Genomic DNA, 22096 nt, shown 5'->3' with positions numbered 1-22096 from the left:
AACTAGGTTTTAAAATCCCCACGATCAACACCAGCTACTATTCTTTCATGGGCGCTAAACTAGAATACAGAAGGCTCTATAGCGTGTATCTCAATTATGTGTTTGCTTACTAAAAACCCTCTTTAAAAAAGGGGGCTTGTTTAAAAACGCTTAAAGGCCTTTTTAAATTAAGCAAATAAAGAGATCTTGGATAATCTCTTATAATCGCTCTCAAGCTGTAAAATTAAAGTGATCAAAACCCTATTTTTGCAATCATTAAAGAAAAATTTTTAAAGATTATCACTCTTTTTTGATAAAGTAATAATTTAGAATTTAGGGAGTTTTTTATGGAAGAATCAACAGCGTTCATTTTGGCTCTTGTGGGGCTATTTACTGGCATTACCGCCGGGTTTTTTGGTATTGGTGGGGGGGAGATTGTCGTCCCTAGCGCGATTTTTGCCCATTTTAGCTATAGCCATGCGGTGGGTATTTCGCTCATGCAAATGCTTTTTTCTTCAGTGGTCGGCTCTATCATCAATTACAAAAAGGGCTTGTTGGATTTGAGAGAAGGCTCATTTGCCGCGCTTGGAGGGCTAATGGGGGCGATTTTAGGGAGCCTTATCTTAAAGATCATTAACGATAAAATTTTAATGAGCGTGTTTGTGGTGGTGGTGTGCTACACCTTTATCAAATACGCTTTTTCTAGCAACAAGAAACCAGAGCATTTTGAAGAAATGCATTTTGATTTGCATGCGAATAACAAAACGCCCGAAAAAAAGCGCGCAATCCCCTTTGTGTCTATGGATAGAACGCATGGGGTTTTGATGCTCGCCGGTTTTGTTACCGGCATCTTTTCTATCCCGCTAGGCATGGGTGGGGGGATTTTAATGGTGCCGTTTTTGGGCTATTTTTTGAAATACGATTCTAAAAAAATCGTGCCTTTGGGGCTATTTTTTGTGGTGTTCGCTTCTTTATCTGGGGTCATCTCTCTTTATAACGGGAAGGTTCTTGATGATATAAGCGTTCAAGCTGGGGTGATTACCGGTATTGGAGCGTTTTTAGGGGTGGGCATTGGCATCAAGCTTATCGCTTTGGCTAATGAAAAGGTGCATAAAATCCTATTGCTCCTCATTTATGCTTTAAGCATTTTAGCGACTTTACACAAGCTCATTATGGGTTAAAAATTTAAAAAACGCTCAAAAGCATTTTTTAAAGATGAAATAGCAAAGAGCTTGATTTTTAACAAGCGATAATCTCTAAAAAGCGCTCTTTTAGGGTTAGGGGGTTTTAGTTTGGGGGTTGTAATGGGATAACCCCCTACCCCCTTAAAAAATAAGTTTGAAACAAAAAATAAAATTAAAAACCCCATTTTTTAAAAAAGTTAAAAAGCTTTAGTTATTGATATTTTAAGAACAAAGCCATAAAGCTTAAAAGAGAGCGTTTTTAAAATAAGGGTATTAAAAATAAATCATTTAAGGCGGTTTCTAGTGGTTTTTAGCGGTCCTTAGGATAACCCAAACGCTTAAATTCCCCATTTTAACCCCCCCTTAGGGGGCTTAGTCATCACCCCTTAATGCGACTTCTTATCATTGATGTATTTTTTCAATTCACCCTTTTTGATATAAGGGATAAACTCGCCATAGCCCTCTTTTTCCATGTCTTTTAAAGGGATAAACCTCAAAGCCGCACTGTTGATGCAATACCTTAAGCCCCCTAATTCTTTAGGCCCATCGTTAAACACATGCCCTAAATGCGCCTTACCAATACGGCTTAATACTTCAATACGTTTCCTGTTAAGGCTCTCATCGTCTTCGTATTTCACCACATCTTTATTGATGGGCTTAGAAAAGCTTGGCCACCCGCAACCAGAGTCGTATTTATCCGCTGAAGAAAATAACGGCTCGCCTGTGGTAATATCCACATAAATGCCCTCTTCTTCTTTGTTGTAATACTCATTTTCAAAAGGTTTCTCAGTGTGTTTGTTTTGAGTCACCTCATACTGGAGTTTGGTGAGTTTTTTCTTTAAAACTTCATCGCTGGGTTTGGTGTATTTATCGTCATCCACAATCACTTCATCCGCCTTTTTCAAATCAATATGGCAATAACCACCCGGATTTTTCTTCAAATAATCCTGATGATACTCTTCAGCCCTCACATAATTTTTTAAAGGCTCTACCTCAATGGCGATTTTGCCTTTCACTTCTTTCTGTAACGCTTTTAAGGCGTGATCTATCACTTCTTTATCCTCGCTATTGACATAATAAATCCCTGTGCGATACTGCCTGCCCACATCATTACCCTGCTTGTTCACGCTCACCGGATCAATCACCTTAAAATAATAGCGTAGCAACTTGTCCAAACTGATCTTTTTAGGATCATAAACCACCTTCACGCTTTCAGCATGATCGCTTTCATGCAACTTTTCATAATTCGTGCTTGAAGTCTTGCCGTTAGCGTAACCAGAGCTTGCGTCTATGACGCCATAAATCCTCTCCATATACGCCTCTAACCCCCAAAAGCACCCCCCAGCCAAGTAAATCACTCTTTCATCGGTTTTAGGGTGTTTAGCCCCCATGTTTTCATTCGCTTGCATGATCGCTCCTATTAGTATAAAAAGATAAAAAATTTTCAAGTAAGATAATACCTTCATTAAATAACCTTTGTTTTAATTTTAATGGTGTCCGCCATTATAACTAAAAAAAATGGTAGTTGTTCTTTAAATTGAGTTTAAATTTCAATAAGGCTCTGTTCTATTAGGTAACAAAAGTTAAAATCACATCCATTCAACAATCTTACCTACCGCATTGGCCTCATAACATTTGATAGAGGTTTTTTGACTGGGTTTTTTAGGCAAAATGGCTTTTAAAAAGCCGTAATTTTCCATTTCTTTCAATCTAGCGTTCAAATTAGGGGCTTCTAAAATCCTACCATTCAAACTCACTTCGCCTAAAAACGCCGTTTTATTGTCAATTTTTCTGTTTTTAAAGCTTGAAAGGATACTGGCAATCACCGCTAAATCGCAAGCCGGCTCGCTAATCTTAATGCCTCCGCTCACATTAATGAACACATCATGGCGGTTTAAGGGGATTTCTAGCTTTTTTTCTAATAAAGCAATAAGCATGTTAAGGCGGTTGGTGTCAAACCCGTTCGCTAATCGTTTGGGTGCCCCGAAACTGCACTCGCTCACCAACGCCTGAATCTCTAAAATCAACGCCCTTGATCCTTCTAAAGTGATGGTAATGGCACTCCCCTCCATAGGCTCTTCTTTAGAAAAAAACAAGCTTGAAGCTTCTTTAGCGCTCACCAAACCCTGCTCTTTCATCTCAAACAAGCCGATTTCACTCGTAGGGCCAAAGCGGTTTTTAAAACTCCTTAAAATCCTTAATTCCCTACTGGGATCGCCTTCAAAATACAGCACACTATCTACCATATGCTCTAGCACTCTAGGGCCTGCAATGCTCCCTTCTTTAGTGATATGACCGATGATAAAAATAGCAATATCTCTTGTTTTGGCTAAACGCATGAGCTCAAAAGTGATCTCTCGCACTTGCGAAATAGAGCCGGGCGCTGAAGAAATCTCTGGCGAATAAAGCGTTTGGATAGAATCAATCACGCACGCAAAATAATTTTCGCTCTCAATATTCGCCTTAATCACAGGCCAATTGATTTCATTGAGCAGATACAATTCTTTTTCTATGCAATCCAACCTAGTGGCACGCATTTTAATCTGGCTCAAGCTCTCTTCCCCGCTCACATACAAAACCTTTTGCTGGTTTTTGGCTAGGCCAGAAGCCACTTTTAAAAGCAGAGTGGATTTCCCCACCCCAGGACTCCCCCCCACTAAATACAGCCCCCCTTTAGCGATCCCTCCACCTAAAACAATATCCAACTCGCTTTGAGTGGAAGAAAACTTGATGACTTCTTCATGCTCAATTGCAGCGATAGAAACGCTTTTTTGCGCTTGTGGGAGCGGTTTTTTAAGCGCGTTTAAAACTTCCTTTTGAGCTTGGTTCAATTCTATAAAACTCTCCCATGCGTTGCATTGAACGCACTTGCCCAACCACTTAGGGCTTGTAAAACCACAATGCTGACACTCAAATAAAGAAGTTTTTTTAGCCAAAATACCACTCTTTTTTAAAATCACACAGCTAAAGACCAGATAAAAACAAGGTTTTGGTTTTGTTCTATAGCAAAACTCATAAAGCTAAACTAAAACCAAGTTAAAAAGTTATCAAGTGCCACCTTGTTCTATTTTTCTTAAAGCCTTCAAAATATAGCGTTTGATATAAGATCCGACGCTTTCTTCTTCTTCGTTAGCCATTTTCTCTAGTTTTTGGTATTGCTCATCAGAAAAATACAAGCTTACAGCGCGAGTTTTTTTATTAGCGTCTGCTTTTGGTTTGCGTCCTAGTTTATTTTTAGTTCCCCTTAAGTGAGTTTCATCTGTGTTTTCTGTCTTTTCCATCAAGTTCCTTCAATCATCATCGCAAATCGCTTCAAAATAGCATATTAGCATAAAAGTAGCGTATAATGAATAATGTTGCAAGCGCTAATCATTCCTCATTTTGAGTTTATTAGCACTTCGCTCAAAAAAGGCCTTCACCCCCTAAAAAGAACAAATCAAATCGGTAACACCCTGATACTGCGATCCAATAATTCCTGCAAGGCGTTTTCAATGGCAAATAAAGTCCCAGTAGTCGCGCTCATGCACCCATCGCATGCCCCCATGTAGCGGATATACACATCAATGTAATCATCGCTTTCTTTAATGTCTAAAATCTCCAAATCCCCCCCATCCATCATAAGCATAGCGCGGATATTTTCATCAATGACTTTATCCACGGCTTTAATCTTTTGAACCATAGTCATTTCCCTGAAAGCCAATTCCCCATTTTGGGATTTGTTAGCGGTGGCTTTAAGTTTTTCAGCTTCCATTTCTTCGCGCACTTCTTTAAGAATATCCACAAGGTAATAATCCCTTTTTTCATGCCCTCCCGGTCTCACGCAGCTTTTACAAAACGCACCGGCTTTGGTGTAATTAGTGATTTCTTCAACGCTTTTTAAATCATTAAGCCTAATCACTTCCTTAATCGTGCCTAAACTCACCCTAGCGCACTCGCACACAATAATTTCTTCTTCAAAATCTTCAGCGTTTTTCCCCAAATACATGCCGGCAGCTTTTTTGATCACATCATACGCCATCACCGAGCAGTGCATTTTTTGCCCAGGGACAGCCGGCGTGTCCGGATCGTCTCTCAAGCCTCTTTCCACATCTAAATTCGTGATTTTTACCGCATCTTGGACTCTTTTATTCAAACACAATTCTACCATCATGTCTGAGCTTGCGATCGCTGTCCCGCAACCAAAGCTTTTAAACTTCGCGTCAACAATTCTATCCGTGCCTTCATCTACAAGCCAATACAACCTCACCGCATCACCGCATGCTTCTGCGCCATAATCCGCCACAATGAGCTTAGCGTTTTTGGCTTTAGCCTGCTCTTCTGTGATGACCCCTAAATGCGTAGGGTTATCCATGCGCCTTTGAACTTCTTTAGAATACGCATCCCAGAGAACCGAACCCACTAAATCATGTTTTGCCATTTTGATTCCTTTATATTCTTTTTAATAAGAGCTTGAAATGTTTCTCAATCTTATAGCCGCTTGAGAGAAAACTTCAATCGTTTTGTCAATTTCAGCTTCCGTGTTAAAACGGCTCAATGAGAGCCTGATAGCGGTATGAGCCAATTCCTTACTCGCTCCAATCGCTACCATGACAGGATTAGCCTCTAAATCCTCACTCGCGCACGCGCTCCCTGTGGAAGCGGCGATATTAGAGCGGTTTAAATCCCACAGCATGGCCTCTCCTTCAATCCCTCTCACGCTGACTAAAGTCGTGTTAGGCACACGATGGATTCGATCCCCTACCACCATCACATCAGGGATTTTCAAAAGCGCTTCTTCTAATTTGTCGCGCAACTTCCCTACCACTTCTTTTTCATAATCTAAATGCTCTACGGCTAATTTCATCGCTTCGCCCATGCCCACAATATAAGGCACGTTCAAAGTCCCGCTGCGCCTGCCATTCATATGCTCCCCGCCATGAAAAAGAGGGGTCAATCCCACCCCACTTCTAATGTATAAACCCCCAATGCCTTTAGGCCCATGGAATTTGTGCGCGCTAAAAGAAAGGAAATCCGCATTCGCTTTTAACACATCTACAGGGATTTTACCAATCGCTTGCACGGCATCGGTATGGAACAACACGCCCTTTTCTTTACAAATAGCCCCAATTTCTTCAATAGGGAAAATGAGACCGGTTTCATTATTCGCCCACATCACGCTCACTAAAGCGGTTTTTTCTGTGATCGCTTCTTTGACTTGCTCTGCGGTGATACTCCCATGCTCATTAATAGGCAAGTAAGTAACCTCCACCCCCAAGCTTTCTAAAAAATTACAAGTGGATCGCACCGCCGGATGCTCTGCAACCGTGGTTACAATATGGTTTTTGCCCTTTTTCAAACATTCATCAAAATACACGCCCTTTAAAACCCAATTATTGCTTTCTGTCGCGCAAGAAGTGATGATCACATCGTCTATATCCCTAGCGTTAATGCCTTTATAAAGCTTATCCAATGCTTCTGCAATGGCTGGGTGGGTTTCTGTGCCAAACTGGTGCAACGAGCTAGGATTCCCGTAATGATCCCTTAAAAAGGGATCCATGATTTCTTTGACTTTAGGGTCAATCCTAGTCGTAGCGTTATTGTCTAAATAAATTCGTTGTAACAAATGAGTGTTCTCCTTAAAAATTTTACATAGATTTCTTATCTAGGTCTAAATTATGATTAAATACAAGATATTTTCTTAATTTTAACTTAAAAATAAGATGAATTTTAAAAAACATTTTGAGAAACACGAATACCTCCATTAAAAACCAACAACAGCCGCTACCAAGTCGCTTAAGGTTTTTTAAGGGGTCTCCCGCGCCTGTCTTTTAAAGCGTCTATCCCCCCTTGTTGGTAACGCTTCTCCCACACATAGAGTTTTTGCAATTGTTTCGCTACTTCTTTTTTAGTGGGTTTAATGCCCCTAAGGTTATAAAGAGCGGTAATGATAATGGGCTTTGGGACATTAAACCTTTGGATAAATTCCAAACAATCTTTTTTGAGCTGGGAGTCTTGCTTGTTTTTAGTAATATCCACATGGCTTAAATATTGCAACACGTAAAGGCGTTTTTCTTCATCTTCTTGCGCGATTTCTGGGGCTAACTCCATCCCTTGACTAACGCTTTTAAAAAACTTATTTGAAGCCTCTTGGGCGGGATAAACGCTCAAATAAGTTTCTAGTAAAGAAATCACTCTTTTTTGCTGTTCCAATAGCGCGTCTATTTTGGCGCTCAAACGATTTATTCTACTTTCCATGCGTTCAATGGTAACTAGTAAAAATAAATAACTATTTAATCATTAAAAATGATTATTCTAATATCATGCTCCAAATTAAGATGTATTTTTATGATCATGCTACAATAAGAAAACACAAAACGATTTCAAAGAAAAAGGTCTTAAAATGAAAACTTTTGAAGTGATGATTCAAACCGATTCGCAAGGGTATTTGGACGCTAAATTTGGTGGCAACGCCCCTAGAGGGTTTCTCAACCCAAACGGCTTACCCACTTATTCGCCTAAAATCTCATGGCAAAAAGTGGAAGGCGCTCAAAGCTATGCGTTAGAACTTATTGATCATGACGCGCAAAAAGTATGCGGCATGCCGTTTGTCCATTGGGTCGTGGGCAATATTGCTTACAATGTTTTAGAAGAAAACGCTTCCATGATGGATAAAAGGATTGTTCAAGGGGTCAATTCGCTCACTCAAGGCTTTATCCGTTCACCGCTCAATGAAAGCGAAAAACAACGCTCCAATCTCAATAACAGCGTCTATATCGGCCCCATGCCCCCTAATGGCGATCACCATTACCTCATTCAAGTGTATGCCCTAGACATTCCTAAACTCGCCTTAAAAGCCCCTTTTTTCTTAGGCGATTTGCATGACAAAATGCGCAACCATATCATCGCCATAGGGAGAAAGGAATTTTTATACAAGCAGTTTGTGAGGAAATGAACTGCTTGTTTGTAGGTTTAATTCAATGAACCTACAAATAGAGCATGGAAGCAAAAAACGATGATTGATTTAAAGCAAGCGGAATTTTTGATACATCTCTAAAATTCTCTTTTCATCTAGCATGCTTTCTTCAATCCTTGTGCCTATCAAATCGGCATGGCGTTTTTTAAATTCTTGTAAAGGGATCAAATCGTCATAAACGATAGCGTTTCGCCTCTTTTTAGCTAAAGGGAAGTGCCATTGCACCATTTCCTTATCTTTAATATGGTGTTTGTCTTTAAGCTTTAGGACTTCATAACTTTCATCATTGTAGCACCAAATTTCAAAAGGCTCGCAATCGTTATACAATAACCAATGATCCCCCCATGCGTCTAAAAACCCAAAATCCCCATCATTACGCACAAACACTTCAAAATCCCGCACCACAAAATTAATGCGCGAATACATCACAACCTCTTTAATGCTCTTAGGGATATAAAAACTTTCATAAAGTTTTTTAGCGTCATAAATATGATCGCAATCAATTTTGATAACCCACTCATTTTTAGGGATAAAAGAAAGCGTATAATTATAGTAATGATATAACTGGTGCCACAAACTCGGGCAATCCTTTAGCATGACTTCATAAGGATAGCTGATAGGGATAAATGAGGGGAACTTTTTACAAAACTCTAAAATCACTTCTTTAGAGCCATCATCACAATCATTAAAACCAATGACCCCCCTTTGAATGGCAGGAAGCATAGAAAACAAACTCTCTTCTAAAGTAACGATTTCATTTTTGACTCTAATAAAAGCCCATGGGTTTAGAGGGCTTTTAGGGTTTTGACTTTCTTTATCATAGTCAAAATAACCCAAATGCGTGGGACTGGGCAGAGTTAAAGTGGGATGGATAACCCTATCTTCTAAATGCCCCCCCCCCATAATTATAATTAAGAGAACTACTTTTATAAATAATCCTATTGCGTTCCATGAAACTTTCATTATTTAAAGAAGCGATAGCTAAAAACACGCTTTCTTGATAATCATGGTTGAATAAAGCTTCTTCTTGAAGAGAACGAAGTTTTTTAGCCTCTAACATTTCCTTAATTTCATGATTGATTTCATCATAAATGTTTTTGGCCCCTTTTAAACTACGAACATATCTCACCACAAAAGGCATTCTCTCTTTAACAAAACCCTTGATTTTATTTTTTAACCCCATAAAAACTCCTAATTGAAATAAAACGCCATTAAAAGCAAAACCTTATTATACTACACTCTCGCTACACTTTTAAAACGCTCCCTAACTTCTTTGTCTAATTCTAGCACTTCATCTAAATTAGAAAGCTTGAAAGATTTTTTAGCATACAATTCTAAGGCTTGAGAAATGGTTTTGATAAGGCCACCAAAGGCGATTTCTTGATTTAAAAACTTCTTCATCGCCACCTCATTGCTCGCATTCAGCACCACGCCAAGCTTTGGATTTTCTAACAACAAGTCTTTATAACGCCACAAGGTGTAGCGCTCCATGCTAATGGGTTCAAATTTAATCGCGCTTAAAGCGTATAGATCTAAGGGCTTGATAGACGCATTCAAAGAAGCTAATTCAGGGTTAATGGCGTAGCTTATGGGTAATTGCATGTCCGCGCTCGCTAAATGCGCGATGACAGAGTTGTCTTCAAATTCCACCAAAGCATGCACGATAGAACTCCTTTCAATCAGCGCATCAATCTTTAAAGACGCACCAAAAAGCCAATAAGTTTCTAGGATTTCAAAAAGCTTATTGACCATGCTCGCTGAATCAATAGTGATTTTAGATCCCATGCTCCAATTAGGGTGTTTGAGCGCGTTTTGCGCGTTTTGAATAGCGATAAGTTCTAAAGGCGTGTCCCTAAAAGCTCCCCCACTCGCGCTAATGATTAAGGATTTAGGTTTTAAAGTCTTGTTTTGTAACAACGCCCACAAGCCAAAATGCTCGCTATCAACGGGCGTGATTTTGGAAATATCTAACAAATGCCCCGCGCTCACCAAGCTCTCTTTATTCGCTAGGGCTAGTTTTTTGTTCCTTTGTAAGCTTTTAAAGCTCGCTTTCAATCCGGCCACGCCCACAATGGCGTTAAGGACTAAATTGGAAACGCACTCCTCTATCATCGCATCAATGCCCTCTAACCCTACAAACACTTTCGCGCCCAAAGGCTCTAAATTATTCAAATCGTTAGGATCTAAGATCGCTACCTTCTTGGGTTTGAAAACTTTGATTTGCTCATTGATTAAAGCGATATTTTTCCCACAGCTTAAGGCTTCTATTTCTACGCCAAATTTTTTTGCGATTTTTAGGGCGTTTTTCCCAATAGAGCCGGTGCTTCCTAAAACAACCATTCAATCCCCTAAAAATACCGCCGTCTCTTTCCAAACTTCTAAAAAATACAACAGCGCATGCAAGCTCAAAGCCCCAAAAAGCATGGAATCCAATCGGTCTAAAACGCCCCCATGCCCGGGTAAAATCTTACCGCTATCTTTGATCCCAGCCTTTCTTTTCAAATAGCTTTCATATAAATCCCCAAACACCGCCACAAGAGCGATTAAAAAACTAAAAAAGAGCGCCATAAGAAAGCCTCCGCTCAATTTCCCCATGCCCACAAACGATCCTAAAACGCTCGCCAAAACCACGCCAATCAACGCGCCCTCTAAGGTTTTATTCGGCGAAGTGGGCGTGAAAGGGGTTTTGCCTAAAAGCTTGCCTCCAAAAAACGCCCCCACATCGCTTGCGACCACCACGACTAAAAGCCAAATGATCGCTACCGCACCAAAATCCTTATAAACCCCAAAAAGTGCAAAAAACCCAACGCCCGGGTATAAAAAGGGTAAAATGGCTTCGCTGTGGTGCGCTTTTTGATAAGCGATGATGCTAGCCATGACCATGGCACTAATAAGAGCACATTCTATAGGACGCCCGTTAAAATACGCCGCTACCCATGACAACACTAAAATAAGATACAAACTGAAGCTCGCTTTAACCTGGAACAACCTTAACGCTTCAAAAAACCCTACCGCATAAATCCCCCCTAAAACAGCCCAAAACAACAACAAATTGTCCGCATACAAAATCAAGCCTGCCACAATGATTAAAACAAACCCTGTAATGTAACGAGATTTTTCTTTAAATAACTCTTCTTTCACTTTTTTCCTTAATCAATTAAATATTAACGAAACCAAAAAATAGCTAAACGCGCTAATCAAAACGACTCCCACCAAATTAAGCCACAAACCGGCTTTAATCATGTCCGTTATTTTAACATACCCAGAGCCATAAGCTATCGCATTGGGTGGGGTGGCTACAGGGAGCATGAACGCGCAAGTCGCGCTCAAAGCTACAGGAATGGTCAATAATAAACTTTGGTGGTTTTCATAACCCATGCCCATCGCAACCCCTCCAATCACCGGTAAAAACGCTGCAGCGGTGGCGGTGTTAGAAGTGATTTCGGTTAAGAAAATGACCATTAAAGTGACCATGACAATAATGAATAAAATCGGTAAATGCGAAAAGCCAGAAACTAAATGCCCGATCCACAAACTCAACCCGGTTTTAGAAAATTGCGCGCTCAAGGCTAACCCGCCGCCAAATAAAAGCAACACATCCCAAGGGAGTTTTTTAGCAACACCCCAATCAATGAGCCTATCGCCATGATGGTTAGCGGGCAAAATGAATAAAAGCGCAGAAACCCCCATAGCGATCACGGAATCAATTTTATCTATTTTAATGCCCCAAGATTTTAAAATCGTATCTAAGAAAATCCACCCTAAAGACGCTAAAATAAAAATAATCCCCACAGAGATTTCCGCCTGACTCAAACGGCCTAGTTTTTTTAACTCTACCCTAATAACTTCCTTACCCCCTGGGATTTCTTTAATCTTTAAAGGGAAAATCGCATAAGTGAGCAAGAGCCACGCTAAAATGAGCATGATAAAGGCTAACGGTGTCCCAAACACCATCCACTGAGCGAAACCAATTTCAATATTGAAAGCGGTTTTCATATAGCCGGCTAATAAAGCGTTAGGCGGCGTGCCAATCAGAGTGCCTAAAGAGCCAATAGAAGCCGAATAAGCGATGCCAAGCATCAAGCAAATACTGAAATTCGTGCGATAGATAGTAGTCTTTTCTTGAATGACTTGGGTAATGTCTTTGCCCTTATGCACGATATTACTCATAATACCCCCATGCGCTTTGGTGATTTCTTCTTTTTGATACCATGAATTAGAGGCGTTTTCTTTACCCACCAGTTTAGCGACTAATTGCAAAACGCTCATGCCAACAGGAAACATCATCACCGCCGTTGCGGTATTGCTCACCCACATAGACAAAAAGCCTGTAGCTATCATGAAACCTAAAATCAATCTCCTAGGGCTTGTGCCTACCAATAAAATAATACTTAAAGCGATGCGCGTGTGCAAGTTCCATTTTTGCATGCTTAAGGCTAAAATAAACCCTCCCATAAAAAGGAAAATAATCGGCGATGCGTAAGAAGAACTAACGCTAGAGAATTGATCCACGCTAAAGACGCTAAAAAGCACCAAAGGTAAAAGCGCGGTTGCAGGCAAGTCAATGGCTTCAGTCATCCACCATACCCCCATTAAAACAGCCACCCCAGCCACAACAGGCATCGCCTTATAATTCAAAGAATTGAGCTTGGGGATTTCTTCTACAATATGAGGCATTTGGATATTGAGCGCATAACAGACAATAAGCGCGATTAACACCCCTCCTATGAGACCCAACAAACGAACGATCTTGGTGCTTTTGTCATCAGCGTTCGTATCGGCATGCGAATGATTTTCCATTTTATTTTACCCTTTAAAATTACTAACCTCCATGCTACAATAAAACTTTTTTAAAACTAGGGTTTTAGAAAAATAAAATCAAAACAGGAAAAAGAGTGGTAAAAGAAAGTGATATTTTAGTGGTTGGTGGGGGGCATGCAGGCATTGAAGCGAGCTTGATTGCAGCCAAAATGGGGGTTAGAGTGCATTTAATCACCATGCTCATAGACACGATCGGTTTGGCGAGCTGTAACCCGGCCATTGGGGGCTTGGGTAAAGGGCATTTGACTAAAGAAGTGGATGTTTTAGGAGGGGCTATGGGGATTATTACGGATCATAGCGGTTTGCAATATCGTGTGTTAAACGCTTCTAAAGGGCCGGCGGTTAGGGGGACTAGGGCGCAAATTGATATGGATACTTACCGCATTTTTGCAAGAAACCTTGTTTTAAGCACCCCTAATTTGAGCGTCTCTCAAGAAATGACCGAAAGTTTAATCCTTGAAAACGATGAGGTAGTGGGCGTAACCACGAACATTAATAATACTTACAGAGCTAAAAAAGTGATCATCACCACAGGCACTTTTTTAAAAGGGGTGGTGCATATTGGCGAGCACCAAAACCAAAACGGGCGCTTTGGGGAAAACGCTTCTAATTCTTTAGCCTTGAATTTAAGGGAGCTTGGCTTTAAGGTGGAAAGGTTAAAAACCGGCACTTGCCCAAGAGTGGCGGGCAATAGCATTGATTTTGAAGGCTTAGAAGAGCATTTTGGGGATGCAAACCCCCCCTATTTCAGCTATAAAACCAAAGATTTTAACCCCACCCAACTCTCATGTTTTATCACTTACACTAACCCTATCACCCACCAAATCATTAGGGATAATTTCCACCGAGCCCCCCTTTTTAGCGGTCAAATTGAAGGCATAGGCCCAAGGTATTGCCCTAGCATTGAAGATAAAATCAACCGCTTTAGCGAAAAAGAACGCCACCAGCTGTTTTTAGAGCCTCAAACCATTCACAAAAGCGAATATTATATCAACGGCTTAAGCACCTCTTTACCCCTAGATGTGCAAGAAAAGGTCATCCATTCTATCAAAGGCTTAGAAAACGCCCTCATCACGCGCTATGGCTATGCGATAGAATATGATTTCATCCAGCCTACAGAATTGACCCACACTTTAGAAACCAAAAAAATCAAAGGGCTTTATTTGGCCGGGCAAATCAATGGGACTACCGGCTATGAAGAAGCGGCGGCTCAAGGGCTTATGGCTGGGATTAATGCGGCATTAGCCCTAAAGAATCAAACCCCCTTTATTTTAAAGCGCAATGAAGCTTATATCGGCGTTTTGATTGATGATTTGGTCACTAAAGGCACGAATGAGCCTTACAGAATGTTTACCAGCCGAGCCGAATACCGCTTGCTTTTAAGAGAAGACAACACGCTTTTTAGGTTGGGCGAACATGCCTATCGTTTAGGGCTTATGGAACAGGATTTCTATAAGGAATTAAAAAAAGACCAACAAGCAATACAAGAAAACTTGAAACGCCTTAAAGAATATGTGCTTACCCCTAGTAAAGAAGTGTTAAAACGCCTAAACGAATTAGACGAAAACCCTATCAATGACAAGGTTGATGGCGTTAGTTTGTTAGCGCGCGATAGTTTTAATTTAGAAAAAATGCGCTCCTTTTTCAGCTTTTTAGCCCCCTTGAACGAGCGGGTTTTAGAGCAGATTAAAATTGAATGCAAGTATAATATTTATATTGAAAAGCAACACGAAAATATCGCTAAAATGGACAGCATGCTCAAAGTGTCTATCCCTAAAGATTTTGTGTTTAAAGGCATTCCAGGCCTTAGCTTAGAAGCGGTAGAAAAATTAGAAAAATTCCGCCCCAAAAGCCTTTTTGAAGCCTCAGAAATCAGCGGGATCACCCCGGCGAATTTAGATGTTTTGCATTTGTATATCCATTTGCGAAAAAACTCTTAAAGGATTTTTAATGAACGCTTTAGAAATCACCCAAAAGCTCATCAGCTACCCCACCATTACGCCCAAAGAATGCGGTATTTTTGAATACATTAAATCGCTTTTTCCCACTTTTAAAACCCTAGAATGTGGGGAAAATGGCGTGAAAAACCTTTTTTTATACCGCATTTTTAACCCCCAAAAAGAACATGCAAAAGAAAAGCATATAAAAGAAAATATTAAGCCCTTGCATTTTTCTTTTGCAGGGCATATTGATGTCGTGCCTCCTGGAAACCATTGGCAAAGCGATCCCTTTAAACCCGTTATTAAAGAGGGGTTTTTATACGGCCGTGGGGTGCAAGACATGAAAGGGGGCGTGGGGGCGTTTTTGAGCGCGAGTTTAAATTTTAACCCTAAAACCCCTTTTTTGCTTTCTATGTTACTTACGAGCGATGAAGAAGGGCCAGGGATTTTTGGCACAAAACTCATGTTAGAAAAACTCAAAGAAAAAGATTTACTCCCTCACATGGCGATTGTGGCTGAACCCACTTGCGAAAAAGTCCTAGGCGATAGCATCAAAATTGGCCGAAGAGGTTCCATTAATGGCAGACTCATTTTAAAAGGCGTTCAAGGGCATGTGGCTTACCCACAAAAATGCCAAAACCCCATTGATACGCTCGCTTCTGTTTTGCCTTTGATTTCAGGAGTTAATTTAGATGATGGCGATGAATATTTTGACCCTTCAAAATTGGTTATCACCAACTTGCATGCAGGGTTAGGGGCGAATAATGTTACCCCAGCAAGCGTAGAAATTACCTTTAATGCGCGCCATTCTTTAAAAACCACCAAAGAGAGTTTGAAAGAATATTTAGAAAAAGTTTTAAAAGATTTGCCTCACACTTTAGAATTGGAGTCAAGCAGTTCACCTTTCATCACGGCTTCTCATTCAAAGCTTACCAGCGTTTTAAAAGAAAATATTTTAAAAACATGCCACACCACCCCCCTTTTAAACACCAAAGGCGGCACGAGCGATGCGCGATTTTTTAGCGCTCATGGCATAGAAGTGGTGGAGTTTGGCGTTATTAATGACAGGATCCATGCCATTGATGAAAGGGTGAGCTTGAAAGAATTAGAGCTTTTAGAAAAAGTGTTTTTAGGGGTTTTAGAGGATTTAAGCGAGAAATGAATGGGGAATGGTTTTGGCGTAAGGGTTTTATTTTTAATACCAACGCTTTTTTCGCTGGCAAAAACCACCAAACCAACTCAAGCTTTACATGCTAGTATCCATTTATTATAGCCTTATAAGAGTGGTCATGCTTGACAAAGTAACCAAAGCTTGCTATAATTTCTTCTCCCCTTTTTTTTGTTTTGTGGTTTTTAATAAAGAAGTGCTCCTTTTGTTTTAGTTAAACTTCTTAAAAGGTTTTTACCAAGCCACTCTTAAAGGGGTGGTTCAATCAACTTTTTAAAACAAACTCTTTTAAGCCCTATCTTTAGAAGTATCCCTTTTAGCATAGCAATTAGGCTCAAACAACACGCAGTTAAAAGAAAAATAATTTTTTTCTTCATCTCATCAATAAAGGTTCAATAAGGCTTTAGTCATCAATATTTGGTTACAATTATAAGGGATCACATTTTTTATAATAGGAGATATATCATGCTAGGAAGTGTTCAAAAAACCCTTTTTAGGGTCTTGTGTTTGGGTGCGTTGTGTTTAAAAGGGTTAATGGCAGAGCCAAACGCTAAAGAACTTGTTAATTTAGGCATAGAGAGCGCGAAGAAGCAAGATTTCGCTCAAGCTAAAACGCATTTTGAAAAAGCTTGTGAGTTAAAAAATGGCTTTGGATGTGTTTTTTTAGGGGCGTTCTATGAAGAAGGGAAAGGAGTGGGAAAAGACTTGAAAAAAGCCATCCAATTTTACACTAAAGGTTGTGAATTAAATGATGGTTATGGGTGCAACCTGCTAGGAAATTTATATTATAACGGACAAGGCGTGTCTAAAGACGCTAAAAAAGCCTCACAATACTACTCTAAAGCTTGCGATTTAAACCATGCTGAAGGGTGTATGGTATTAGGAAGCTTACACCATTATGGCGTAGGCACGCCTAAGGATTTAAGAAAGGCTCTTGATTTGTATGAAAAAGCTTGCGATTTAAAAGACAGCCCAGGGTGTATTAATGCAGGATACATATATAGTGTAACAAAGAATTTTAAGGAGGCTATCGTTCGTTATTCTAAAGCATGCGAATTAAAAGATGGTAGGGGGTGTTATAATTTAGGGGTTATGCAATACAACGCTCAAGGCACAGCAAAGGACGAAAAGCAAGCGGTAGAAAACTTTAAAAAAGGCTGTAAGTCAGGCATCAAAGAAGCATGCGACGCTCTCAAGGAATTAAAAATAGAACTTTAGTTTTAATGAAGTTAAGCTAAAGGCTGCGTTTAGCTGGCTTTTACGCTTTTTAATATTTTAAGGAAAACATAAACCCCACGAACTAATCTTTTTAATGATCATAAAAAGCGTTTATCGCACCCATTCATTGCCGTTTTTAGATTGGTATTTTAAGGGTTTAAAGCGTTTTTATCAAACCCTTAAAAAGGGTTTTACGCCCTTACAACGCCTTTAATAGCACGCTATTTAAACGCTCATTAAAACTTTTAGCGTCTTTTAAAGCCCCTTTTTCTAAAAGCTTCGCCCCATCATAAAGCAACCAGATAAAAGCGCTCAACTGCTCTTTATCTTCGCATTTTAAGAGTTTTTGCAAAATCGCATGGTTAGGGTTTAATTCTAGCGTTTTCTTGCTTTCAGGCACGCTTTGACCCATTTGGCGCATCCAATTAGCCATCATCGCATTTTGTTCATCGCCTATTAAAGCCACCGCTGAAGTGAGATGACCAGAAAGCTCTACGCCTTTAATCTCATCTTTAAGATTTTCTTCAAACGCTTTCATCAAATCTTTAAACTGATCTTTTACCTCATCATGGATTTCTTCCAAACCAAGCTCTTTCAAACTCTCGCTATGGCTAGCGTCTCTAAAGGGCGTTTTATCGTATTCATTCACGCCTGGCATCACAAACGCATCAATTTCATCGCTCAATAACAAAACATCATAGCCTTTTTGAGCGTATTTTTCCAAAATGGGGGACGCTTTTAGTAAGTCTAAATTTTCGCCCAAAAGGTAGTAAATGCTTTTTTGATTTTCTTTTAAACTTTCTTTGTATTCTTTTAAAGAGATCAATTTTTCTTTGTCTTTAGAATAGAATCTTAACAATTCTAAAAGTTTTTCTTTGTTTTCAAAATCCCCATACAAGCCTTCTTTTAACACTTTCCCAAAAGGCTCATAGAATTTATGGTAATTTTTTTCATCCTTGCTCAGCCTTTCAATCTCGCTTAAAATCTTTTTCACTGAAGCCGAACGGATATTGGCTAAAATCTTGTTTTGCTGTAAGATTTCACGGCTCACGTTCAAGGGCAAATCTTCGCTGTCAATCACGCCTTTAACAAACCTCAAATAAGAGGGCAACAATTCTTTGTCATCATCAGTGATAAACACCCGTTTAACATAAAGTTTGACCCCGCTTTTATAATCCACCCTAAACAAATCAAAGGGTGCTTTGCTAGGGATGTAAAAAAGCGTTGTGTATTCTAAAGAGCCTTCCACTTTATTATGGATATAGCTCAAAGGCTCGCTGTTGTCATGCGCAAACGATTGGTAGAAATCTTTGTAATCCTTTTCTTTCAATTCGCTCTTATTCATTTTCCATAAAGCGCTCGCTTGATTGATTTGCTCGCATTTTTCTTCTTTAACTTCTTTTTGATGATCCCCTTCGCCCTCAAATTTTGTATCGGTGTAAGTTAAAAAAATAGGGAAAGGGATATGCTCAGAATACTTTTTAACAATGTTATCAATCTCCCAACGGCTCGCAAAATGAGAATCTTCTTCTTTTAAAAAGAGGGTGATTTCTGTGCCTTGCTCCTCTTTGATGCATTCACTGATTTCAAACTTGCCCTTACCATCGCTCACCCATGCATAAGCTTGCTCGCTGGTTACTTTTTTGGTTTGAACGACAATCTTACTCGCTACCATGAACGCCGAATAAAAGCCCACGCCAAACTGGCCAATTAAAGCACTATCTTTTTTCTTATCCCCGCTCAAAGCGCTTAAAAAACTCTTCGTGCCTGATTTAGCGATCGTGCCTAAATGCTCGATGAGATCGTTTTTATCCATGCCTATACCATTATCTTTAATCGTTAAGGTCTTTTTCTGGCTATCAAAACTCAAATGAATGCTAGGCGTAATATTCAGCCCTTTTAATTTCTCATCGGTCAGCATTAAATAATTCAGCTTGTCCAAAGCGTCGCTCGCGTTAGAAATCAACTCCCTTAAAAAAATCTCTTTATTGGAATACAAAGAGTGGATCATCAAATCCAAAAGCTGGTTGATTTCAGTTTGGAAGGTGTATTCTTGATTAGACATTGAACTTTTTCCTTTAATAAAATTTTTAAGATTATACAATAAAAGCGTGCTTAAAAGGGGTATGCTATGGCTTAAAAAAAGAACATGAAAGAATGTTTAATTTCTTAAAAACGATAACTCATAGAGCTCATCAAATAGCTTCTGTTTTGAATGGTTTGAGCGAAATCAGGGTTATAACCGCTTGTAAAAAACCCTACCTTATAACCCTTATGCATCGTGATTTGATAGCCATTAACCATTAGCATGAAATAGATATGTTTTTTAAGGTTATATTTAAAAGTAACCCCTAAGCTTTGCGCATCAGCCCTTGGGGAATAGGTCAATTTCCCATACAATTGCACCAAAAGATTTTTAATGCTCTTCCCTACAAAAGCGTTAATGGTTATGGAATTAGCGTTGTAAAAATTGGAATAAGCGTCTTCATAAGGGGTGTCGTCTTTAGTGTCATAAAAAGGATCCGCTGGCGAGCCATTCCAGCCTAATTGAACGCTCGCGTTCCCAAAATTCTTATACACGCTCCAGCCAAAACGATAAGAGCGGAAATTCACTCTTTGAAACACAAACAAAGCCGCGCTTTTTTCACCCACTAAAGCGGCCCTGTAATAATCTTTAGACAAATAATCGCTATAGAGAGGAAACCATGCGTAAAAAGTCGTTTGGATGCGCCAAAGAGATTTCCAATAAGACTTTGTGTCATGGGTGATTTCAAATCCAGGAGCGTTAAAATTCTTAGGGTAAAACCAAATAAAAGGCGCGACCCTAATGTATTTATTTTCGTAAATGAGGTTGAAATTGTGCATGCCGTAGTTGGTTTTTTGCTTGTAATTGACAGGGGCGTAAAAATCCCTAATGTATTGCTCATTGGCTAAAGCCCTTCCAAAGGTGCTAAACCACTCTACCCTAAACTTTTTCCACCGGTAAAAAAGCTCAAACCCTTGATTAAACCCGCTCAAAAACAAAGCTTTAGAGGGGTAACGCCCTAGTTTAATCCCAAAAATATCCTTATATTGATAATCTAAATACAAATTGTATAACACATAAGGCCTAGCGTTTTGAGCCTTTTGCTCTCTGGTCCAATTTTGGCTGTGTTGCATCAAATAGCCCTCCCATCGCCCCATGTAATACCAGTTCGCCGGCTGAAACCCTGCCTTAGGGTTGGCTTCATCAATCAAAAACTTCGTGGAATCATACGCTAACGCCCCGATCTCGCCCCCCACCCCAAAACCCAATTTGTGGTTTTCAATCCCTTTAGGGAGCAAACTGACATCAACTTGTAAGGCCCCGGTAGTGGTTACATAACTCCCTGTAGGGTAAATCCCTTTTTTGGAATTGATAACCGATTGATTCAAAGCGATGCGCGAAAACGATCCCACTCTCGCACTCACTTGATACTCAAAAGCACTGAGAAAAACCCCATGCAAAGCTAAAAGCCCTAGCCAAACTTTTTGATTAAGCACCCTTTTTACCAAACACCTTTTTTATTGAAGTTTAATATTATGCCATAAAACAAACTCGCCATTTTGGTTTTGAAAAAAAAAAAAAAAAAAACGATAAGATTACAAATCACCCCCTTTTTTAGCGGGTCAATTTAAAGATTTAAGGACTGTGCATGCAAGAGGTTATCCCTGTTGTGGTGACTTTTGATAATAATTATTGTATCCCTGCTGGTGTGAGTTTGTATTCCATGCTAGCGCACGCCAAACGAGAGAGAGAGAGTAAAACTCTTTTATCAAATCCATTGTTTGGTGGAGGATTTAAGCGCTGAAAATGTAGCCAAATTAGAAGAAACGATCGCTCCTTTTAGCGCTTTTTCTAGCATAGAGTTTTTGGATATTTCTAATGAAGAACTAGAACCACGCCATAATTACCGCAAGCTTGATCCTTTAATAGCGGGTGAAATTAAAAAATTGTATTTAAAACTCAATGCTTTTTCGCAAAAACGCTTTTCTAAAATGATCATGTGCCGTTTCTTTTTTGCTTCCCTTTTCCCCCAATACGATAAGATGATCATGTTTGATGCGGACACTTTGTTTGTGAATGATATTAGCGAGAGCTTTTTTATCCCCCTTGAAACGCATTATTTTGGGGCTGTGAGGGAAAAAGATTTGATCGCTATGAACAGGAATTCGGCTAAGGATTTATACGAATTACGCCAAATGCACGCAAAATCTATCGGCGTTGCTGACGCTTTCCCTAATTTAGAAGAAGCTCAAATCCTTTTTGACAACTACTTTAACGCCGGGTTTTTAGCCTTAAATTTAAAATCATGGCGTGAAGAAAATCTTGAAAACCAATTGATTGGATTTTTCCTTTTGAAAAATGAAAAACTTTTATTTAACGATCAAGATGCTTTGTGTTTTGTGTGCCGTGGTAGGATTTTAGAATTGCCTTACTCCTACAATGCCCACCCTAGTTTCCTTGATACGCCATCATTCCCTAGCATCAAAGAAGCGCGCATGCTGCATTTTTGGGGCGATAAACCCTGGAAACTCTTAAGCGTCATTGGCGCGAAAAAATGGCATGAAGCGTTGATTCAAACGCCTTTTAAAGACGCCTATTTCAACGCTCCCTTTTTAGATCACCTCTTTGAATCCCTTCAAAATAGGGATAAAAAAATCCACGCTTTCAATAAAGCCTTATCTTTTTCAGACAAACGGCATTCTTTTGAATTTCTTCTGCCCAGGCTTTCTTCTAAACTCCTTATAGAATTTTTGCTTTTTAAAGCCAAACAAAAAGCGAAACGATTGATTAAAAGGGTTTTTTAAACCC

General features: G+C 39.6%; 21 protein-coding genes. 8 read left to right on the top strand and 13 right to left on the bottom strand.

Features of this window, described 5'->3' with window-relative positions; genetic code table 11:
• Both H7N69_RS01955 and H7N69_RS01950 read left to right on the top strand, forming a co-directional pair.
• A partial coding sequence (locus H7N69_RS01955) for an outer membrane beta-barrel protein (RefSeq protein ID WP_187884631.1) occupies window positions 1-113 on the top strand: 113 nt, incomplete at its 5' end.
• Window positions 114-326: 213 nt separating this feature from the next.
• On the top strand, window positions 327-1160 hold the full coding sequence (locus tag H7N69_RS01950; RefSeq protein WP_187884630.1) for a sulfite exporter TauE/SafE family protein: 834 nt from the start codon (window positions 327-329) through the stop codon (window positions 1158-1160).
• 389 nt (window positions 1161-1549) lie between these two features.
• Here the strand turns inward: H7N69_RS01950 and msrB are convergent, their stop codons facing one another.
• The 6 genes from msrB to H7N69_RS01920 all read right to left on the bottom strand — a co-directional run bounded on the left by msrB (window position 1550) and on the right by H7N69_RS01920 (window position 7397).
• The gene (msrB, locus tag H7N69_RS01945; protein WP_187884629.1) at window positions 1550-2629 is read right to left on the bottom strand and encodes a peptide-methionine (R)-S-oxide reductase MsrB; all 1080 of its coding nucleotides are present in this window, start codon (window positions 2627-2629) and stop codon (window positions 1550-1552) included.
• Window positions 2630-2752: 123 nt separating this feature from the next.
• The gene (gene radA, locus H7N69_RS01940) at window positions 2753-4099 is read right to left on the bottom strand and encodes a DNA repair protein RadA (protein ID WP_165561108.1); all 1347 of its coding nucleotides are present in this window, start codon (window positions 4097-4099) and stop codon (window positions 2753-2755) included.
• A gap of 111 nt (window positions 4100-4210) precedes the next feature.
• Window positions 4211-4444, bottom strand: a complete 234-nt coding sequence (locus H7N69_RS01935; RefSeq protein WP_187884628.1) for a ribbon-helix-helix domain-containing protein — start codon at window positions 4442-4444, stop codon at window positions 4211-4213.
• A 155-nt stretch (window positions 4445-4599) separates the two neighbouring features.
• Window positions 4600-5580 (bottom strand): iron-sulfur cluster assembly scaffold protein NifU, encoded by a 981-nt coding sequence (locus H7N69_RS01930; protein WP_001051983.1) that lies wholly within the window; start codon window positions 5578-5580, stop codon window positions 4600-4602.
• Between the two features lie 21 nt (window positions 5581-5601).
• Window positions 5602-6765, bottom strand: a complete 1164-nt coding sequence (locus tag H7N69_RS01925) for a NifS family cysteine desulfurase (RefSeq protein ID WP_000941689.1) — start codon at window positions 6763-6765, stop codon at window positions 5602-5604.
• A 170-nt stretch (window positions 6766-6935) separates the two neighbouring features.
• A complete protein-coding gene (locus tag H7N69_RS01920) occupies window positions 6936-7397 on the bottom strand; it encodes a helix-turn-helix domain-containing protein (protein WP_187884627.1) in 462 nt (153 codons plus the stop codon).
• A gap of 145 nt (window positions 7398-7542) precedes the next feature.
• Between H7N69_RS01920 and H7N69_RS01915 the strand changes: the two genes are divergently transcribed.
• Complete coding sequence (locus tag H7N69_RS01915) at window positions 7543-8094, top strand: YbhB/YbcL family Raf kinase inhibitor-like protein (RefSeq protein WP_187884626.1); 552 nt, start codon at window positions 7543-7545, stop codon at window positions 8092-8094.
• Between the two features lie 69 nt (window positions 8095-8163).
• Here H7N69_RS01915 and H7N69_RS01910 read toward each other — a convergent pair whose 3' ends face one another.
• Genes H7N69_RS01910 through H7N69_RS01890 form a run of 5 tightly spaced genes read right to left on the bottom strand, consistent with a single transcriptional unit; the run spans window position 8164 to window position 12915 of the window.
• Entirely contained in the window at window positions 8164-9018 is an 855-nt protein-coding gene (locus H7N69_RS01910) for a beta-1,4-N-acetylgalactosamyltransferase (RefSeq protein WP_187884625.1), read from the bottom strand.
• Window positions 8993-9298: a beta-1,4-N-acetylgalactosaminyltransferase gene (locus tag H7N69_RS01905; RefSeq protein ID WP_164858343.1), complete on the bottom strand. Its 306-nt coding sequence runs from the start codon at window positions 9296-9298 to the stop codon at window positions 8993-8995. The genes H7N69_RS01910 and H7N69_RS01905 overlap by 26 nt, the downstream gene beginning before the upstream one ends.
• Before the next feature lie 50 nt (window positions 9299-9348).
• Window positions 9349-10455 (bottom strand): 1-deoxy-D-xylulose-5-phosphate reductoisomerase, encoded by a 1107-nt coding sequence (gene dxr / locus H7N69_RS01900; RefSeq protein WP_187884624.1) that lies wholly within the window; start codon window positions 10453-10455, stop codon window positions 9349-9351.
• Window positions 10456-11256 (bottom strand): phosphatidate cytidylyltransferase, encoded by an 801-nt coding sequence (locus tag H7N69_RS01895; RefSeq protein WP_187884623.1) that lies wholly within the window; start codon window positions 11254-11256, stop codon window positions 10456-10458.
• Between the two features lie 12 nt (window positions 11257-11268).
• Window positions 11269-12915, bottom strand: coding sequence for an SLC13 family permease (locus tag H7N69_RS01890; protein ID WP_187884622.1), 1647 nt, complete (start codon window positions 12913-12915; stop codon window positions 11269-11271).
• 95 nt (window positions 12916-13010) lie between these two features.
• On the opposite strand from H7N69_RS01890, the gene mnmG reads away from it, so the two are divergent.
• From mnmG to hcpA, 3 genes are all read left to right on the top strand, one after another.
• Complete coding sequence (gene mnmG / locus H7N69_RS01885) at window positions 13011-14876, top strand: tRNA uridine-5-carboxymethylaminomethyl(34) synthesis enzyme MnmG (protein ID WP_078241483.1); 1866 nt, start codon at window positions 13011-13013, stop codon at window positions 14874-14876.
• A gap of 10 nt (window positions 14877-14886) precedes the next feature.
• Window positions 14887-16038, top strand: a complete 1152-nt coding sequence (gene dapE / locus H7N69_RS01880) for a succinyl-diaminopimelate desuccinylase (protein WP_187884621.1) — start codon at window positions 14887-14889, stop codon at window positions 16036-16038.
• Window positions 16039-16509: 471 nt separating this feature from the next.
• Window positions 16510-17262, top strand: coding sequence for a Sel1-like repeat protein HcpA (gene hcpA / locus H7N69_RS01875; RefSeq protein WP_187884620.1), 753 nt, complete (start codon window positions 16510-16512; stop codon window positions 17260-17262).
• Window positions 17263-17461: 199 nt separating this feature from the next.
• Here the strand turns inward: hcpA and htpG are convergent, their stop codons facing one another.
• Window positions 17462-19327, bottom strand: coding sequence for a molecular chaperone HtpG (gene htpG / locus H7N69_RS01870; RefSeq protein WP_187884619.1), 1866 nt, complete (start codon window positions 19325-19327; stop codon window positions 17462-17464).
• 104 nt (window positions 19328-19431) lie between these two features.
• Window positions 19432-20784: an outer membrane beta-barrel protein HofA gene (gene hofA / locus H7N69_RS01865; RefSeq protein ID WP_187884618.1), complete on the bottom strand. Its 1353-nt coding sequence runs from the start codon at window positions 20782-20784 to the stop codon at window positions 19432-19434.
• Window positions 20785-20936: 152 nt separating this feature from the next.
• Here hofA and H7N69_RS07845 point away from each other — a divergent pair, with 152 nt between their 5' ends.
• The gene (locus H7N69_RS07845) at window positions 20937-21092 is read left to right on the top strand and encodes a glycosyltransferase family 8 protein (RefSeq protein WP_232260156.1); all 156 of its coding nucleotides are present in this window, start codon (window positions 20937-20939) and stop codon (window positions 21090-21092) included.
• Window positions 21073-22092, top strand: a complete 1020-nt coding sequence (locus tag H7N69_RS01860; RefSeq protein ID WP_332246407.1) for a glycosyltransferase family 8 protein — start codon at window positions 21073-21075, stop codon at window positions 22090-22092. Before H7N69_RS07845 ends, H7N69_RS01860 begins: the two co-directional genes overlap by 20 nt.
• Window positions 22093-22096 lie beyond the last annotated feature (4 nt).

The organism is Helicobacter pylori (assembly GCF_014497725.1).
Taxonomy (GTDB): domain Bacteria; phylum Campylobacterota; class Campylobacteria; order Campylobacterales; family Helicobacteraceae; genus Helicobacter; species Helicobacter pylori_DE.
The sequence above is the reverse complement of the archived record's forward strand: the minus strand, read 5'-3'. Positions and strand labels throughout refer to the sequence as shown.